The sequence below is a fragment of the Roseobacter sinensis genome, assembly GCF_025755255.1.
Taxonomy (GTDB): domain Bacteria; phylum Pseudomonadota; class Alphaproteobacteria; order Rhodobacterales; family Rhodobacteraceae; genus Roseobacter; species Roseobacter sinensis.
Genome location: NZ_JALIEB010000001.1, coordinates 227,098 through 245,221, shown reverse-complemented (window position 1 = coordinate 245,221; position 18,124 = coordinate 227,098). Strand labels below are relative to the sequence as shown.

14 protein-coding genes are annotated in these 18,124 nt (G+C 63.5%); 5 read left to right on the top strand and 9 right to left on the bottom strand.

Going from position 1 to position 18,124, the window contains the following annotated elements:
- From MUB52_RS01215 to hslO, 5 genes are all read right to left on the bottom strand, one after another.
- Nucleotides 1-1,833, bottom strand: coding sequence for an ABC transporter ATP-binding protein (locus tag MUB52_RS01215; protein WP_263842357.1), 1,833 nt, complete (start codon nucleotides 1,831-1,833; stop codon nucleotides 1-3).
- Nucleotides 1,830-3,674: an ABC transporter ATP-binding protein gene (locus tag MUB52_RS01210; RefSeq protein ID WP_263842356.1), complete on the bottom strand. Its 1,845-nt coding sequence runs from the start codon at nucleotides 3,672-3,674 to the stop codon at nucleotides 1,830-1,832. The genes MUB52_RS01215 and MUB52_RS01210 overlap by 4 nt, the downstream gene beginning before the upstream one ends.
- Before the next feature lie 165 nt (nucleotides 3,675-3,839).
- Entirely contained in the window at nucleotides 3,840-4,997 is a 1,158-nt protein-coding gene (locus MUB52_RS01205) for a CCA tRNA nucleotidyltransferase (RefSeq protein WP_263842355.1), read from the bottom strand.
- Nucleotides 4,994-5,590, bottom strand: coding sequence for a CoA pyrophosphatase (locus MUB52_RS01200; RefSeq protein ID WP_263842354.1), 597 nt, complete (start codon nucleotides 5,588-5,590; stop codon nucleotides 4,994-4,996). The genes MUB52_RS01205 and MUB52_RS01200 overlap by 4 nt, the downstream gene beginning before the upstream one ends.
- Nucleotides 5,580-6,569, bottom strand: coding sequence for an Hsp33 family molecular chaperone HslO (hslO, locus tag MUB52_RS01195; protein ID WP_263842353.1), 990 nt, complete (start codon nucleotides 6,567-6,569; stop codon nucleotides 5,580-5,582). The genes MUB52_RS01200 and hslO overlap by 11 nt, the downstream gene beginning before the upstream one ends.
- A gap of 81 nt (nucleotides 6,570-6,650) precedes the next feature.
- On the opposite strand from hslO, the gene MUB52_RS01190 reads away from it, so the two are divergent.
- Complete coding sequence (locus tag MUB52_RS01190) at nucleotides 6,651-7,088, top strand: NUDIX hydrolase (protein ID WP_263842352.1); 438 nt, start codon at nucleotides 6,651-6,653, stop codon at nucleotides 7,086-7,088.
- On the opposite strand, the gene MUB52_RS01185 is transcribed toward MUB52_RS01190, so the two are convergent.
- Entirely contained in the window at nucleotides 7,076-8,356 is a 1,281-nt protein-coding gene (locus tag MUB52_RS01185; protein WP_263842351.1) for a PP2C family protein-serine/threonine phosphatase, read from the bottom strand. The two genes, MUB52_RS01190 and MUB52_RS01185, sit on opposite strands and share 13 nt — an antisense overlap.
- Nucleotides 8,357-8,508: 152 nt before the next feature.
- On the opposite strand from MUB52_RS01185, the gene MUB52_RS01180 reads away from it, so the two are divergent.
- Nucleotides 8,509-8,841 carry an Hpt domain-containing protein gene (locus MUB52_RS01180; RefSeq protein ID WP_263842350.1) on the top strand — a complete coding sequence of 111 codons (333 nt, stop codon included), beginning with the start codon at nucleotides 8,509-8,511 and terminating at the stop codon, nucleotides 8,839-8,841.
- Between the two features lie 76 nt (nucleotides 8,842-8,917).
- Here MUB52_RS01180 and ilvA read toward each other — a convergent pair whose 3' ends face one another.
- A complete protein-coding gene (gene ilvA / locus MUB52_RS01175) occupies nucleotides 8,918-10,153 on the bottom strand; it encodes a threonine ammonia-lyase IlvA (protein ID WP_404818161.1) in 1,236 nt (411 codons plus the stop codon).
- 132 nt (nucleotides 10,154-10,285) lie between these two features.
- Here ilvA and MUB52_RS01170 point away from each other — a divergent pair, with 132 nt between their 5' ends.
- Nucleotides 10,286-11,503 (top strand): argininosuccinate synthase, encoded by a 1,218-nt coding sequence (locus tag MUB52_RS01170; protein ID WP_263842348.1) that lies wholly within the window; start codon nucleotides 10,286-10,288, stop codon nucleotides 11,501-11,503.
- A 4-nt stretch (nucleotides 11,504-11,507) separates the two neighbouring features.
- On the opposite strand, the gene MUB52_RS01165 is transcribed toward MUB52_RS01170, so the two are convergent.
- Nucleotides 11,508-12,203: a sulfotransferase gene (locus MUB52_RS01165; RefSeq protein ID WP_263842347.1), complete on the bottom strand. Its 696-nt coding sequence runs from the start codon at nucleotides 12,201-12,203 to the stop codon at nucleotides 11,508-11,510.
- Nucleotides 12,204-12,387: 184 nt separating this feature from the next.
- Here MUB52_RS01165 and msrA point away from each other — a divergent pair, with 184 nt between their 5' ends.
- Nucleotides 12,388-13,050 (top strand): peptide-methionine (S)-S-oxide reductase MsrA, encoded by a 663-nt coding sequence (gene msrA / locus MUB52_RS01160; RefSeq protein WP_263842346.1) that lies wholly within the window; start codon nucleotides 12,388-12,390, stop codon nucleotides 13,048-13,050.
- Here msrA and MUB52_RS01155 read toward each other — a convergent pair whose 3' ends face one another.
- Entirely contained in the window at nucleotides 13,051-15,306 is a 2,256-nt protein-coding gene (locus MUB52_RS01155) for an NADP-dependent malic enzyme (protein WP_263842345.1), read from the bottom strand.
- A gap of 135 nt (nucleotides 15,307-15,441) precedes the next feature.
- Between MUB52_RS01155 and mutS the strand changes: the two genes are divergently transcribed.
- The gene (gene mutS, locus MUB52_RS01150) at nucleotides 15,442-18,078 is read left to right on the top strand and encodes a DNA mismatch repair protein MutS (protein ID WP_263842344.1); all 2,637 of its coding nucleotides are present in this window, start codon (nucleotides 15,442-15,444) and stop codon (nucleotides 18,076-18,078) included.
- Nucleotides 18,079-18,124 lie beyond the last annotated feature (46 nt).

Below are 18,124 nucleotides of genomic sequence, written 5' to 3'. Positions count from 1 at the left end.
CTATTCCGCCGCCTGTGTCCGGATGAATCCACCCGACTGACGCTCCCAGTACTGCGCGTAGAGCCCGCCTTTCGCCAGAAGCGTGTCGTGGCTGCCACTCTCGACGATCTGGCCGTCGTCCATCACCACGATCCGGTCCATCTCGGTCAGAGTCGAGAGCCGATGCGCGATGGCGAGCACGGTCTTGCCTTGCATGACCCGCTCCAACGCGGCTTGAATGGAGGCTTCGACCTCGCTGTCGAGCGCACTTGTGGCCTCGTCCAACACGAGGATTGGGGCATCTTTCAGGATCGCGCGCGCCAAAGCGATCCGCTGGCGCTGGCCGCCCGACAGCTTCACGCCGCGCTCGCCCAGATGCGCATCATAGCCCTCTCGGCCCGCGTGATCGAGCAGATCCACGATGAAGTCATGCGCTTCGGCCTTGCGCGCGGCCGCGACGATCTCGGCCTCCGACGCATCCGGCCTGCCGTAGAGGATGTTGTCGCGCGCCGAGCGGTTGAACATCGCGGTCTCCTGGGTGACCATGCCGATGCTTTGGCGCAGACTTTCCTGGGTGACCTTGGTGATGTCCTGCCCGTCGATCTCGATGGCACCCTCTTCGGCGTCATAGAGCCGGAGCAAAAGCGCAACCAGGGTCGACTTCCCGACACCCGAAGCGCCCACGATCCCCAGCTTCTCGCCCGGCCGGACGGTCAAGTCGATCCCGCGCACGCCCCCGGTGTCGCGCCCGTAGGCAAACCCTACAGTCCGAAGCGCGATCTCGCCCCGCGACACCGCAAGAGGCTGGGCGTCGGCGTCATCCTCGACGCGGTTGCGGGGTGTGAGCGTGCGGATGCCGTCTTCGATTTCCCCGATATTGGAGTAAATCGCCATCAGCGTGAAGCTGACCCAGCCGGTCATCTGCGCAATCCGGATCGCCACGGCGCCCGCGGCAACGATATCGCCCTGCGTGGCCTGCCCCGACTGCCACAGCAGGATCGTGCCGCCGAGCAGAACCACCGGCAGAATCCCTGCCATGGTCATGAGCGCGAAGCGGAACCCCGCAGACAGATAGCCGAATTCGACCGCGCGCTGCCGGAAGCTCTGCATGGCGCGCAGCGCCGCCTGATCCTCGTGCTCCGCATGCGCGAAGAGCTTCACCGTCTTGATGTTGGTGATCGTGTCCACCACCTGGCCCGAGACCATGGCCCGCGCGCCGGCCCGCCCGGCCGAGCGTTTCCGAACCCGCGGCAGGAACCAGTTGATCATCGCGAAATAGCCGATCAGCCAGACGCCAAAGCCCAGGGCGACACGCCAGTCGATGGCGAACAGCAGCAGCACCGAGCCCGCCAGAGAGGCCAGCGCGAAGGCGACCACGTTGATGACCTCTGAGACCACATCGGTGACGGCCCGCGCGCATTGCATCTGCTTCTGCGCGATACGGCCTGCGAAATCGTCATCGAAGAACCCGACAGTCTGCCCCAGCGTCCAGCGGTGCAGCCGGGACAGCACCAGCGGGTTCACGTTGGGCTGCACGATGATCGCGTTGGCAGAGGCCGACAGACCGAAGAGCAGCGGCCGCGCGATCATGAAGAAGGCCACGGCCGCGACCACAAGGCCAAGGTTCGATCCATCGAAGAACGCCTCGGGTCCTGCCGCGACGGTGGCGTCGATGACCATACCGAGGATCAGCGCTGTGCCCGCCTCCATCGCGCCCGCAGCAGCGGACAGAAAGGCCGCCAGCCACAGCGCGGGCCAGGCGCCCGTGAGACACCACCGCATGAAGGCCCCGAGGCTCTGTGGCGGTGGCCCTTCTGCCGGACGGAACGCCTTGATCCAATTCGATATGTTCAAGACGCCTCCTCGATATCCGCGGCCAGAAATCCGCCCGATTGTCGGGCCCAGAACTCTGCATATAGTCCGCCCCGCGCCAAAAGCGCGTCATGGCTGCCGTCTTCGACAATCCGCCCCTGATCCAGCACCAGAATGCGGTCCATCTGCGCGATGGTCGAGAGGCGATGCGCAATGGCAATCACCGTCTTGCCTTCCATCATGCCGTAGAGCGTGTCCTGAATGGCAGCCTCCACCTCACTGTCCAGGGCGCTGGTCGCCTCGTCCAGCAGCAGGATCGGCGCATCCTTCAGGATCACACGTGCCAGGGTGACCCGCTGCCGTTGACCGCCAGAGAGCTTCACGCCCCGCTCGCCCACCTGCGCCGCATAGCCGCGCCGGCCTTCCGGGTCTTCGAGATCGAGGATGAAGTCATGCGCCTGCGCCTGCCGGGCCGCGGCGTAAACCTCCTCCTCGGTCGCATCTGCACGGCCATAGCGGATATTATCCAGCACCGAGCGGTGCAACAGAGAGCTGTCCTGCTGCACCATGCCGATGGCCAGACGCAGGCTGTCCTGCTGCACCCGCGCGATGTCCTGCCCGTCGATCAGGATCTGACCGCGCTCGGCATCGTAGAACCGCAACAGAAGCTTGACGAGCGTGGATTTGCCCGCACCCGAGCGTCCGACAAGGCCGATCTTCTCGCCCCGCCGGATGGTCAGATCGACGTTGTCGAGCCCGCCGGAGCCGCGCCCATAGTGGTGCGACACGCCCTTGATCTCGATCTTGCCCTCGGTCAGTTTCAGCGGCTTGGCATCCGTGTCGTCCGTCAGCGTGATCGGCTGCGCGATGGTTTCCATGCCTTCGGAAACCACGCCAAGCTCACGGAAGAAGGTTGTCAGCGCCCACATGATCCACCCGGTCATGGCATTCAGCCGCAGGGTCAGCGCCGTCGCCGCGGCCACCACTCCGACACTGGCGCTCCCCTGCATCCAGAGCAGGATCGCCCAGCCCACGACACCGATGATCAGCACGCCGTTCAACAGAACCAGGGTGACATCCATGATGGTGAAGATGCGCATCTCGGCCTGGAAGGTCTTGCGGGTCTCCTCGATGGCTTCCTTGGCGTAGGCGAGTTCCTGGTCATGATGGGCGAACATCTTGACTGAATGGATGTTGGTATAGGCATCCACCACACGGCCCGTAACAACGGAGCGGGCATTCGAGGCCGCCTGCGACGCAGGCCCCACGCGCTTGATCGTCCACCGCATAAGCAGGCCATAGAGCACGAACCAGCCCAAAAGCGGGATCAGCAGGCGCGGATCGGACGAGGACAGCAATATCGCAGCCCCCAACAGATAGGCGAGGGAAAACGAGATCGCGTCGAAGACCTGAAACACGACTTCGCCTGCCGCAGAGGGTGTCTGCATAATGCGGTTGGCCACCCGCCCGGCAAAATCATTCTCGAACCAGCCGACCGACTGCCGCAGAACCTGCCGGTGCGCCCGCCAGCGGATCATGGTGCCGAAGTTCGGCAGGATCGTATTGTTCAGCAGGGCCACATCGATCGCCTGCAGCAGCGGCCGCATGATCAGAATGAACAGCGCCACGAGAATCAGCTCGGTGCCGTATTGCTGCCACATGGTCTGTGGCTCATCTCCCAGAAGGTCGACGACCCGCCCCATGTAATAGATCAGCCAGATCTCGATGGCGGCCACCACCACCGACATGATGCCGGTCAGCCAGAAGACGGTTTTGAACGGCCCTGCGTATTGCAGCAGGAAGCGCCAGAGGGTCTGGGGCGGTCGGTCGGTCTCGGTATAGGCGCAGTAGGGGTCAACAAGACCTTCGAAGAAACGGAGCATGGCGGGAAGTCTCAGGTAGAAATACGAAAAGATCAGGCGCTGCGGTACAGGCCATCCGGAGCATGGTTATGACAGGGTCAGTTAAACCAGATCCCGCGATACATTTCGTATTCCTCCGTCTTGGTAAGTGCTACTTACAAGAGAAGTCGCGCGCTGTCGACCACTTCAGGTCCCTGTCATCAACTCTTCACGCGTGAGGCGAAAATCGGAGGCGATCCATCGTGCTTCGAGCCTGGCGAGATGCGCGCCCAGCGCCTTGCCGCTGAGCCCCGGCATGAAGTCCTTCGCGCTCACGGGCAAACGCGCTGCGGCCGCGTCTTTCAAGGGGTCGAGCGCGTCCCGGTCGCAGCCTTCGCCGCTGAGCGCAGCGCGCAGGATCAGGATGCGCCGGGCCATCTCATAGCCGTATCGGTACGCCACTTCCCGCACCGGCATCATCTCGCCGAGCGCGCGCTGCATGTCCTCCAGCGCGGCTGCTTGCTTGCGGCTCAGCCGCAGTCGGCCAGCCGCCTCTGCATCGCCCAAAGCGGCCAGTCGCAACAGCCAGTCGGGCGTGAGCCCGAGCTCCGCCTCGAGATGCACAGCCGGCCCGATCAGGCGCAGATCCGCTCCCGGCAGAATGCGCTGCACCACACCCGCCTGCTGCATCGTGGCGAGGGCCGGCACCGGGTCCGGCGCGGCCAGCAAACGGCGCACCTCTTGCCCGACCCGCTCGGCCGAAAGCGTCTCGAGCCCGGATGCATTGGACGCGATCGCGTGCAGAGTATCGGCATCGAAGTCTTTCGCGGCATCCGCATACCAGGCGTGAAACCGGAAGAACCTCAGGATGCGCAGGTAATCCTCGCGAATCCGGTCGTCGGCGTTCTCGATGAACCGGATGCGCCGTGCCAGGCAGTCGGGCAGCCCGCCGAGCGGATCCACGATCTGGCCCTGCGGGGTCGCGTAGAGCGCGTTCAGCGTGAAATCCCGGCGGCGCGCGTCCTCGGCGATATCCTCCGAGAAGGCGACAACCGCGCGGCGACCATCGGTTTGCACATCCTTGCGGAAGGTCGTCACTTCGAAGCCGGTCCCGTCAACGACAACCGTCACGGTGCCATGATCAATACCCGTCGGCACAACCTTCAGCCCCGCAGCTTCGGCCAGCCGTGTCACCTCCTGCGGACGGGCGGGTGTGGCCATGTCGACATCAGAACCGCTCAGCCGCAGAACCGCATCACGCACGCAGCCGCCCACCATGTAGACTGGCGCGCCCTCCGCCGCGATGGCCCTGCACACGGTCTGGACCGACGCATCCGTCAGCCAGTCCGTTTCGGGCGGGATCATCTGGAGATCTGGTCGGTCCATGCCCGCAACATACGCGCAGTTGCACCCCAGATGTAATAGGGGCCATAGGGCACCGCGAAATAGGATCGCTGCTGCCCGCGCCACCAGCGCGACTGGATGATATAGTTCGGCTCGGACAGCACATGGCCGAGCGGGACAGAGAAGACCTCGTCGACCTCTCCCGCTTCCGGCACGATGTCGAACGGCCGCGTGACCCGGCCAATGACCGGCGTGACGATGAAGCCTGTGACCGTTTCATGCGCGGGCAGCGTGCCCAACACCTCGACCCGATCACGCGGCAAGCCGATTTCCTCGCTGGCCTCGCGCAGGGCGGCCGCCACCACATCGTCGTCGCCCTCGTCCTGCTTGCCGCCGGGGAATGCGATCTGGCCAGGATGGTGCTTCAGGGCCGAGGACCGCTTGGTGAGCAGCAAGTGAAGTGCGCCCTCGAGTTCGACAATCGGCGCCAGCACACCGGCCGGGCGCAGCTTGCGCCCTTCCGGCAGAACGGTTTCGGGGTTGAGATCGAAATCGGACGATGGCCGCCCCGGGCGCGCCAACGCGGCCCGGAGCGTCTCTATATCATGCGTCATGGCTGCCTTGATCGGCCTCGAACCCGACGGTCGCCGGATCGAGGTCGTAATGTGCCCCGCAGAACTGGCAATCTGCCGTCACCCGCCCTTCGTCCGTTGTCATCTTCTCGATGTCGCGGGCCGAATAGATCGACAGGCTCTGGCGCACCCGATCCTCCGAACAGGTACAGCCGAACCGAACCGTCTGGCTGTCGAACACCCGCGGCTGTTCCTCGTGGAAGAGACGCAACAGCAGGTCGTTCGGCGCCAGCGATGGCCCGATCAGCTCCATATCCTCCACGGTGTCGAGCAGGATGTTGGCGCGGTTCCAGTTCTCCGCTTCATCGTCCTGCACCAGATCCGCGGCCGAGAGGGTTTCGCCGTTGCCCTCACCGTCGGCCACGAAGGGCGACGCCTTGGGCATGTGCTGGAGCATCACCCCGCCGCCGCGCCAATGCTCGGCGACGCCCGGCTCGGTCGACTTGCCGAAACTCAGCGAGAAGCGCGTCGGCAGCTGCTCGGACTGGGCAAAATAGGTCTCGGCGCAGGCGGCCAGCGATCCGCCTTCCAGCGGCGTGATCCCCTGGTAGGGTGTCATGCCCTTGCCCTGGTCGATCATGATCGCGAAGTACCCCTCGCCCACCTGATCGAAAGGCGCCGTCTCGGTCAGCCGGTCCGCATCGTAGCTGGCATAGGCGCGGATCCGGGCCGGGTCGCCCTCGGTCTCCGGGCCGTAGTAGTCGGTGGCGATCATGCGCACGGCCCCTTTCGACTGGACCTGCAGCTGCAGCTTCCACCGCAGCTTGATGGTCTGTCCGATCAGCGCCGTCAGCAGCGCCATCTCGGCCACCAGCGCTTCGACCAGCGGCGGATAATCGTGCTGCTTGAGGATCCCGTTCAACGCACCATCGAGCCGCACAACACGGCCGCGGATATCACTGGCATCGAGTTGGAAAGGCAGGACAGTATCGTCCCACGCGATCTGGTGTCCGAGTGTCATTGGGGTTTCCTTATCGCCAAGGGGTTGGCATACCGGCTCCATATAACCGTCAGGGGTCTGTTGAAAAGAGGGCAAGCCAGAATGATCAGGCGCATCGGCCATGCACCCCGCACAGACCAGAGATACCGTCTGCGGCCCGGCGCCTATGCAATTCTGCCGCTGGGGCAGCGGGTTCTCCTCACCGCGCAGATCTCCCATATCGTGGATATTCAGCTTCCGGGCGGCGGCATCGACCCGGGCGAAAGTCCGATCCGGGCGCTGCATCGCGAGGTCATGGAGGAAACCGGCTGGCGGATCTCCAACCCCCGGCGGCTGGGCGCCTTTCGCAGGTTTGCCTTCATGCCGGAATACGACCTCTGGGCGGAGAAGCTTTGCCATGTCTACATCGCGCGCCCGGTCCGGCAGCTGGCCGAGCCGTCGGAGCCCGACCACGAGACGCTAGCCCTGACGCCCGAGGACGCCGTGGCGAGCATGGGCAACGACGGCGACCGGCTGTTTCTGGCGCGCTATTTTTCGTGAGCAGGTCCCGAAAACTCGAACAGAAGACCCGAGACATCGTCGGGGAACTCCGACAGACCCGAGAAATCCGTCATCGACTGCAGGATCGCGTCGAAAAGGGCGGCGCCTTGCACATCCCGGTGCATTGCCAAGAGCTGCTCAAGCCCATTTTCACCCAGCAGGTCGCCCTCGTGGTTGGGGCATTCGGTCACGCCATCCGACAGGATCAGGAGCCGATCACCCGGATGCAGCTGCATCTCGAACTGCGAGAAGGTGACGCCCGACATCAGCCCGACCGGAAAGCCGCCCGTGCCGTCCTGTTCGAGGCACCCGTTTGCGCGCTGGATAACGGGATGCGGGTGCCCGGCCTGTCCGATCACCACCGCGCCCGTGGCAAGATCGATATCCGCCAGCATCATCGTGAAGTAATGCTCCGTCTCCATCTCATCCAGAACCAGCTCGTTCAGCGTCTCGATCGCTTCCGCCGGGGGGCGCGAGCGATATCCCGTCTCGGTCCGTTCCAGCGCGATGTTCTGGTCCAGTGCGGTTGCCGACAGGTAGCCCGCAAGGCGCGCGGTCATGAGCGCGGAACTGATACCGTGCCCCGAGACGTCGATGGCGAACAGACCAAGATGGCCTTCGGCGGCGGGAAAGAAGCCGACAAGATCGCCACCTACGTGACCGCTTGACCGCAGCAGCAGCGACAGATCACCGCCCTCGAAGGACTTGCAGCGTTCCGGCACCAGCGACTGCTGCAGCTGTTTCGCCTCGATCAGATCGCTGTCCAGCGAATTGTAGAGCCGCTGCAATTCGTCCAACGTCTCGGTGATCACGTGGTTCTTCAGTGTCAGTTCGCGCTGCATCTCGAGGATGCGCTGACCCGCCGTCAGCCGCGCGCGCAGCTCGTTGCCGTCGACAGGTTTGGTCAGAAAGTCGTCCGCCCCCGCATCAAGACCAGCCGCCACATCGTTTTTCTCGCTCTTCGACGTGAGCAGGATGAAGTAGCTGTAACGTTCGCCGGACATCTCGCGGAAGGCCTTGCAGAACTCGATCCCGGACATGCCGGGCATCATCCAGTCACTGAGGATCAGTTCCGGAGCCCGGGCCTGGCAGGCTGCAAGGGCCGCCTCGCCCGACTCGGCCTCGATCACGTCGTAGCCCCAACGCTTCAGCGAGCTCGACAGGATCTTCCGTTGCAAACGGCTGTCATCGACGACAAGCACGAGCTTGCCGCCATCCGCGTGATCGGACGAGCCCGTTATCTCAGGTGCGCACGCTTCAATCTTCATAAACAGGCTCGGCCTTCTTTGTTCGGCGTTCTACGCGGGCAAATCTTAACGTCTGGTGAAATCTAAAATTCGCGAGAAAAAATCCCTTGGCGCATACGCCGCGTTAGGCCCCCTGTGCCAAAGTCTCGCAAATTGAGGCCGGAGAAACTGCGATGATTGACTGGGACAGGGTCGCGACACTGAAGGATGAGGTGGGCGCTGAAGATTTCGACGAAGTGGTTGATCTGTTCCTCGAAGAGGTCGATTCGGCCATCGACGCTCTAGCGGCGCAACAGCAGCACGACGACCTTGAAGCAAAGCTTCACTTCCTGAAAGGCAGCGCGCTCAGCTTGGGCTTTCGCTCCTTCTCCGATCTCTGCCAGGCTGGTGAAGCAGCAGCCGCCAGCACGCCCGATGCCGTGGTCGATTTGAATGAGATTCTGCAGTGTTATGCGCAGTCGCGCGCGGCATTTCTCTCGGACCTTCCGATCAGACTGGTAAGTTGATCCCGGCAGGCCAACACCCGAGCCGCCTTCCGCGGGTCACGACCACAGGGGACGTGGAACGCATCGGCCCAGGCTCTCAGATCACAAACTGAGCCAGCGTCTCGTCATTGGTAATGTCGGTGTAGGTGAACCCGGCCTGGTCCAGATGCCCGCGCAACCGGGTGAAGTTGTCTGGATGCGTCGTCTCGATCCCGATCAGAACCGAGCCGAAATTGCGTGCCGATTTCTTGAGGTACTCAAAGCGCGCGATGTCATCCTCCGGCCCGAGAATATTGAGAAACTCTTTCAGCGCCCCCGGACGCTGCGGCATGCGCAGGATAAAGTATTTCTTCACACCCGAGTAGCGCTGCGCCCGCTCCTTCACCTCCGGCAGTCGCTCGAAATCGAAGTTGCCGCCCGAGGCCACGCAGACAACCGTCTTGCCAGCGATCTCATCACGCAGATCGGCCAGTGCCTCGATGGCCAGCGCACCCGCGGGCTCGAGCACGATGCCTTCGACATTCAGCATGTCGATGATCGTGGTGCAGATCCGGTCTTCGGAAAGATGCCGTACGTCCGCGCGAGCCACATCGCGCAACCGCTCGAAGGTCCGCACGCCCAGCTTGGCCACCGCCGCCCCGTCGACAAAGCTGTTGATCGGCGAGACATCGACCGGTGCGCCCTCTTCGAGCGCGCGCCCAAGGCTCTGCGCTCCGGTCGGCTCGACAAAGGTATAGTCCACCTGATCGCCGAAGTAGCTGCGCACGCCGGCTGACAAGCCACCTCCACCTACCGGCAGAACGATGCGGTCGGGGGCGCGACCAAGCTGCGCTTCAATCTCCACCGCCACGGACGCCTGCCCTTCGATCACATCCTCATCGTCGAAAGGCGACAGGAAATGGCCCCCCTCGGCTGAACAAAACTCCTGTGCTGCGGCAAGCGTTGCATCGAAATAGTCGCCGATCAGCCGGATATCGACCTGATCGCCACCGAACATCCGGGTCTTTTGAACCTTTTGCTGCGGCGTCGTCACCGGCATGAAAACGACGCCCCGCACCCCGAAATGCCGGCACATGAACGCCACGCCCTGCGCGTGATTGCCCGCGCTCGCACAGACAAAGAGCGTCCGGTCGGGGATCACCTTGCGCATCGCATTGAATGCGCCACGCAGCTTGTAAGACCGCACCGGGCTCAGATCCTCGCGTTTCAGCCAGATATCGGCCCCGCACCGCTCTGACAGATGATCGTTGCGCAACAGCGGCGTCGGCGGAAACACCGCCCGCATGTCCCGCTCCGCCGCACGGGCAGCTTCTGCAAACGCCGAAGCGCGCATCGGTGTCATCCTCCTGCCATCCAGAGCTTCGATCAGTAGGCGCGTGCGGCGATCCGGTCAACGCGCATCTGCCTTGCTGCGCCTTGAAAAACCCGCTATCGCAGCCCCGATTTCGAGACGAAGGAACCGCTCATGTCTGCGCCCAAGAAAGTCGTGCTCGCCTATTCCGGCGGGCTGGATACCTCCATCATCCTGAAGTGGCTGCAAACGGAGTATGGCTGCGAGGTGGTCACCTTCACCGCCGACCTCGGCCAGGGCGAAGAGCTGGAACCGGCGCGCAAGAAGGCCGAGATGATGGGCGCGACAAGCATCTACATCGAGGATCTGCGCGAAGAGTTCGTGCGCGATTTCGTCTTCCCGATGTTCCGCGCCAATGCGGTCTATGAGGGGCTCTACCTGCTCGGCACCTCAATTGCGCGGCCCCTGATTTCCAAGCGTCTTGTCGAGATCGCCGAGGAAACCGGCGCGGATGCTGTCGCCCATGGTGCGACCGGCAAGGGCAACGATCAGGTGCGGTTCGAGCTGGCCGCCTATGCGCTGAACCCCGAGATCAAGGTCATTGCCCCCTGGCGCGAATGGGACCTGTCGAGCCGCACCAGGCTTATCGACTTCGCCGAGAAGAACCAGATCCCCATCGCCAAGGACAAACGCGGAGAAGCGCCCTTCAGCGTGGATGCGAACCTGCTGCACACGTCCTCGGAAGGCAAAGTGCTGGAAGATCCGGCCGTCGATGCGCCCGACTATGTCTATCAACGCACGGTGCATCCCGAGGACGCGCCAGATACGCCGGAATACGTCGAAATCGGGTTCGAGGGCGGCGATGCGGTCAGCATCAATGGCGAGGCGATGTCGCCCGCCACGCTGCTCACCAAGCTGAACGAGTTGGGTGGCAAGCATGGCTGCGGACGGCTTGATCTGGTCGAAGGCCGGTTCGTCGGGATGAAGTCGCGCGGCATCTACGAAACGCCCGGCGGCACGCTGCTGCTGGAGGCGCATCGGGCCATCGAATCCATCACACTCGACCGGGGCGCCATGCACCTCAAGGACGAGCTGATGCCGCGCTATGCGGAACTCATCTATAACGGTTTCTGGTTCTCGCCCGAACGCACCATGCTACAAGCAGCCATCGACGCGAGCCAGACCCATGTGACCGGCACTGTGCGCCTGAAACTCTACAAGGGCCACGCGCGCACCGTGGGCCGCTGGTCCGATCACAGCCTTTACTCCGAAGCGCATGTGACCTTCGAGGATGACGCCGGCGCCTACGACCAGAAGGACGCCGCAGGATTCATCCAACTGAACGCGCTGCGCCTGAAGCTGCTTGCGGCGCGGGACCGCCGGTTGAAGTAGACCGCTACTTCAGTTTTTCGGTTTGGAGCGCGGTGTAGTATCGCATCGCCTCAACCATAAGTGGCTGGAGATCAGGCTCTAACCGAGGCAAATCCCCCTCAGCTCCAGCGAAGCCCGTGCTTTGATGCACAGCCCCGTACCAATGCGCGGCCCAGACACCGTCTTCGGCGCGCGGGCCGGCTGGCCAGCGCAGCATGGCCGGGTCGAAGGGCAGATCGATGGCATCGCAGAGCCGGCGCAGCATCCGCTCCGGGTCGGCGCGAATGTCGGTGCTGTCGATGACCACCCCGCCCAGCGCCTCGTAGAGCCGGACCTGCTGGGCAAAGCCGATGTCATCCAGCGTCGGGCGTTCGCGCTTGGCGGCATAGCTGGCGATGACCCGGGCGGGGTGGCGGATCAGATGCACGTTCACGCAGCCCCGCGCCCAGTCCAGCGGGAAGCCACCCAACATGTGATGCGGCATGTGCTTCATGTAGAGATGCGGTGTCGGCGGATCGGCGGAACAGATCTCGGCAACCCGCGCGGGATCAGTCTCGTGCGCCGCCAGGATCTCGGCCCGCATCGGGTGGTCCACCCCGGACGTGGCCAGGTAAGCGGCATAGAACGGCTCATCCATCACCGAAAAGTCCGCGCGCGCCCCGAAGCTGTACATCATTGCGGTCGACAGGTTCCGCGGCCCGGACCACATGGCGATCCTCATCGCGTCGCACCGGTGATTGTTTCAAATGGCATGGAACCGCCCCCCGCATGTTTCAGTTGACGCTAGAAAAGACGGGCTTCGAAGCCAAGCCCGTAAACTCACCTCACCAGCTCGTGACATCGCAGGCTCGTGAATTGTCCGATGTGCCGAGACCCGACAGATTTACGGGCAAAGGAGATACGCTATGTCCAAATGGGAAACACTCAAATCCATCGCATTGGCCGGCATGATCGTGATCGGCTTCGTGGCGCAAAGCAAAACGGCCCATGCCGAGACTCTGCAGACACTCACCGTTGCCGGCGGATGCTTCTGGTGCGTCGAGGCGGATTTCGAAAAGGTGCGCGGCGTGAAGGAGGCTGTCTCCGGATTCACAGGCGGGACTGTCGCGAACCCGACCTACAAACAGGTAACCTCGGGTGGCACCGGGCACTATGAAGCGGTGCAGATCACCTTCGACGCCGATGTCGTGAGCCGCCGCGCGCTGCTCGATCTGTTCTTGCGGTCCGTTGATCCGACCGATGCGGGCGGGCAGTTCTGCGACCGGGGGGAAAGCTATCGCACCGCGATTTTCACCAGCGGTTCGGCAGAGGAAAGAACCGCGCAGGCCGCCAAGGCCAAGGCTGCGGCTGATCTGGGTCAGACGATCGTGACCCCGATCCTGGCCGCGTCGGAGTTCTACCCCGCGGATGAATATCACCAGGATTACTACAAGGGCCGTCAGCTGGTGATCACGCGCTTCGGGCCGAAACGCCAGGCCTCGGCCTACACTGCTTACCGCGAGGCCTGCGGGCGGGATGCGCGGGTCAAGGAGCTTTGGGGCAGCGACGCCCCCTTCGTGAACAGCTGATCAGCCGACCTTGCAGGCGGCCAGCACGGCCATGTTCAGAATGTCGTTGGCCGTCGACACGGTGGAGCAGATCTGGATCGATCCATCGACGCCTGCGAGGATCGGTCCGATCACCGTTGCCCCCGCCATCTCCTGCATCAGCTTGACCGAGATACTGGCCGAGTGGCGGGCCGGTACGATCAGGATGTTTGCGGGCCCGGTAAGCCGTGAGAACGGATAGGCCTCCTGCGCGCGACTGTTCAACGCCACGTCCACCGTCATTTCGCCTTCGTACTCGAAGGTGACCCCGCGCCGGTCCAGCACATCCGCAGCCTTCGCCATCTTCTCCGCCCGCTCGGACACGGGGTAGCCGAAGGTCGAGAAGCTCACGAAAGCGACCCGCGGCTCAAGCCCCATGTTCTGCGCCACCGTGGCGGCGCGTTCGGCGATGTTCGCAAGATCCTCCTCATCGGGCCATTCGTTCACGATGGTATCCGCGATGAAGACAATGCGGCCCTTGTGCAGCAGCGCCGTGATGCCTGCAACGCCATGATCCTTGTCCGCATCGAAGACGTGGTTGATGCGATCGAGAATATGTGCGGACTTGCGCGTCGCCCCGGTGACCAGCCCGTCGCCATGCCCATGCTGCAACATCAGCGCCGAGAACACGTGCCGGTCGCGCGCGGCGAGGCGATGGATGTCCTGCGCATCGAAACCACGCCGGTGCAGCCGGTCGTAGAGAAACTGCTTATACGTCTCCAGATGAAGCGTATTGGCCGCATTCACCACCTCGATCTCGCGGTCCGCGCCTTCGAGCCCGGCCTCCGCGAGTTTTGCTTTGACATCATCCGCCCGCCCGACAACCAACGCTTTGCCAAGGCCTGCACGCTGATACATGACGGCCGCGCGCAGCACCCGCGGATCGTCGCCTTCGGCAAAGATCATTCGGGCCTGATTGGCCCGTGCCCGTGCATTGATACCCCGCAGGATGCTGGCTGTGGGGTCCATCCGGGACTTGAGCGAGAGCTCATAGGCCTCCATGTCGATGATCGGTCGCCGCGCGGCGCCCGTGTTCATGCCCGCGCGCGCCACGGCAGGCGGGACCCGGTGAATCAGACGCGGATCAAAGGGCGTGGGAATGATATAGTCGCGCCCGAAACTGAGGTTCTTGCCATAGGCCAGCGCCACCTCATCCGGCACATCTTCCCGCGCGAGATTGGCCAGCGCATGGGCGCAGGCGATCTTCATCTCGTCATTGATCGCCCGCGCGTTGATGTCGAGCGCCCCGCGGAAGAGGTAGGGAAAGCCCAGCACATTGTTGACTTGGTTGGGGTAGTCACTGCGCCCGGTCGCCACAATCGCGTCGGGCCGGACCTCATGCGCGTCTTCCGGTGTAATTTCCGGGTCCGGGTTCGCCATCGCAAAGATCACCGGATCATCCGCCATGCTGGCCACCATATCCTGCGTCACGGCCCCTTTGACCGAGACGCCCAGAAAAACATCCGCATCTTTCATCGCCTCTTCAAGCGTGCGCAACTCGGTGGCCACCGCATGGGCCGACTTCCACTGGTTCATGCCCTCAGTGCGGCCCTGATAGATCACACCCTTGGTGTCGCACATGATGCAATTCTGGTGTTTGGCGCCCATCGCCTTCAACAGCTCCAGACAGGCAATGCCCGCCGCGCCTGCGCCGTTCAACACGATGCGCACATCCTCGATCTTCTTGTTCGAGAGCTTCAACGCATTCAGCAAACCCGCCGCGCAGATCACCGCCGTGCCGTGCTGGTCGTCATGGAAGACGGGAATGTCCATCTCTTCTTTCAGACGCTGCTCGATGATGAAGCACTCCGGCGCCTTGATGTCTTCGAGGTTGATACCGCCGAAGGTCGGACCCATCAGCTTGACCGCGTCGACAAACGCATCCGTATCTTCGGTGTCCAGCTCGATGTCGATGCTGTTCACATCCGCGAACCGCTTGAAGAGCACCGCCTTGCCCTCCATCACCGGTTTCGACGCCAGAGCGCCCAGATTCCCCAGGCCCAGAACGGCGGTGCCGTTGGAAATCACAGCGACCAGATTGCCCTTGTTGGTGTAGTCATAGGCGGTCTCTGGATCTTCCGAGATGGCCTCGCAGGGCACGGCAACACCGGGCGAATAGGCCAGACTCAGATCGCGCTGCGTCGTCATGGGGACCGTCGCCGTCACCTCGAACTTGCCGGGGGTCGGTTCCAGGTGGAAGGCCAGCGCCTCCTCGGGCGTCACACGGGTTTTCGACATGGGGTCTGGCCTTTTCTGACGGTCTGAGCGGGTAACCTCTAGCCCAGCAGGCACCCGGCCTCAAGCCATCGGCATTTGAGGGTTTCGCCCGATGGCGCGCATTTGTAAGGTCTGCGGAAACTGCCGGGAGGCTCCATGACCGTCACGCCCATGATGGCGCAATATCTCGATCTGAAAGCCGAATATGCGGACGCACTGCTGTTCTATCGCATGGGCGATTTCTACGAGATGTTCTTTGACGACGCGGTTGCCGCGGCCGAAGCGCTGGACATCGCGCTGACCAAACGCGGAAAGCACGATGGTGCCGATATCCCCATGTGTGGCGTGCCGGTGCATGCCGCCGAAGGGTATCTGCTCACGCTGATCCGCAAAGGCTTTCGCGTCGCGGTCTGCGAACAGATGGAAAGCCCGGCCGAAGCGAAGAAGCGCGGCTCCAAATCCGTGGTGAAGCGCGACGTCGTGCGGCTCGTCACCCCCGGCACGCTCACCGAAGACAGCCTTCTGGAAGCGCGGCGGCACAACTATCTCGCCGCCTTCGCCGAGGTGCGCGATTCGCAGGCGCTGGCCTGGGTCGATATCTCGACCGGCGCCTTCCATGTCATGCCGCTGAGCGATCTGCGTCTGGGGCCGGAACTCGCCCGACTGGCGCCCTCGGAGCTGATCGTGTCAGAGAGCAAGGAACCCGACCTGCGCGAGACCGCCGAGGATTTCGGCATCGCCCTGACCGGGCTGGCCCGCTCCGCCTTCGACAGCACCGGCGGCGAGGCGCGGCTTTGCACACTCTTTGCCGTCGAAACGCTCGACGCCTATGGCAGTTTCTCGCGTGCGGAGGTCTCGGCCATGGGCGCGATCCTGCAGTATCTGGAGATCACACAGAAAGGCAAACTGCCGCTCCTGCGCCCGCCGCAGAAGGAAGCCGAAGCGCGCACGGTTCAGATCGACGCCGCCACGCGCCGGAACCTGGAGCTAACGCAGGCGCTCTCTGGCGGGCGCGCCGGATCCCTCCTGTCGGTGATCGACCGGACGGTCACGGCAGGCGGTGCCCGGCTGCTCGAACGGCGGCTCTCCAGCCCGTCCCGCGTGCTCGATCTGGTACAGGCGCGGCTGGCCGCCGTGTTCTGGTGCGTCGAGCAAACCGCCCAGCGCGAGAGAATACGAGAGGCCTTGCGCAAGGTCCCCGACCTCGACCGCGCGATGTCGCGGCTTTCGATGGAGCGCGGCGGCCCCCGCGACCTGGCGGCCATCCGCAACGGGCTGACCCAGGCCGGTTTGATCCACGGTGCGCTTTCAGCTGCGGATCTGCCTGATCTTATCGCCGACGCGCTGTCGGATCTGAAAGGCCATGACACCCTCATCGACCATCTGGACGCCGCTTTGGTGGCGGAGCCACCGCTGCTTGCCCGCGACGGTGGTTTCATCGCACCTGATCACGACCCGGACCTCGACGAAGCGCGCCAGCTGCGCGATGAAGGTCGCGCCGTGATTGCCCGGATGCAGGCCGAATACGTCTCTAACACGGGCATTTCGTCTCTGAAGATCAAACACAACAACGTACTGGGCTACTTCATCGAAACCCCCGCGACCCATGCGGAGAAGATGCTGTCCGCTCCGTTGTCGGAGACCTTCATCCACCGCCAGACCACCGCCAATCAGGTGCGCTTCACGACGGTCGAGCTGTCGGAAATGGAGACTAAGATTCTCAACGCCGGGTCCCGCGCGCTGGAAATCGAAAAGCGGATCTTCGAAGAGCTCTGCAACACCGCCCTGACCGAGGCCGCCAGGATCGCCCAAGCCGCCAAGGCGCTGGCCGAGCTTGATCTGGCCAGCGCGCTGGGCACGCTCGCTGTCGCGGAAAACTGGGTCGCGCCCAGGGTCGACACCAGCCGCGCGTTCCACGTGACAAACGGCCGTCATCCTGTGGTGGAACACGCGCTCAAGACCGGTGCGGGTGAACCCTTCATCGCAAATGACTGTGACCTCAGCGCGGAAGGAGACGCCGCCAACATCTGGCTACTGACCGGGCCCAACATGGCGGGCAAATCAACCTTCCTGCGGCAGAATGCGCTCATCGCCCTGCTGGCCCAGATGGGCAGTTTCGTCCCAGCGGACGCCGCTCATATCGGGCTCATCAGCCAGCTTTTCAGCCGCGTGGGCGCCTCCGACGATCTCGCACGCGGGCGGTCCACCTTCATGGTCGAAATGGTGGAAACCGCCGCGATCCTCAATCAGGCAGATGATCGTGCGCTGGTCATCCTCGACGAAATCGGCCGGGGCACAGCTACTTACGATGGGCTCTCCATCGCCTGGGCGACGCTGGAACACCTGCATGACGTGAACAAGAGCCGCGCACTCTTCGCCACCCACTACCATGAGATGACGGCGCTGGCCGGGAAGCTGCCCGGCGTCGAGAATGCCACCGTGACCGTCAAGGAGTGGGAGGGCCAGGTGATCTTCCTGCACGAGGTGCGCAAAGGCGCCGCCGACCGGTCATACGGTGTTCAGGTGGCCCAACTCGCGGGGTTGCCTCCGCAGGTCATCGCCCGTGCGCGCGTCGTGCTTGAGGCGCTGGAGAAAGGCGAGCGTGAAGGCGGCGCCACGCAGAAAACCCTGATCGACGATCTGCCGCTCTTCTCCGCAGCGCCGGTTCCATCACCGGCCGCGCCACAAACCTCCGAACTAGAGACACTTCTGGCCGACATCCACCCCGATGAGCTGACCCCACGACAAGCGCTCGAGGCGCTCTACACACTGAAAGACGCGGCCAAATCCTGACTGCGTCTTCACCCGTCCAAAAATACTCATATTCCAACGGCGGAGA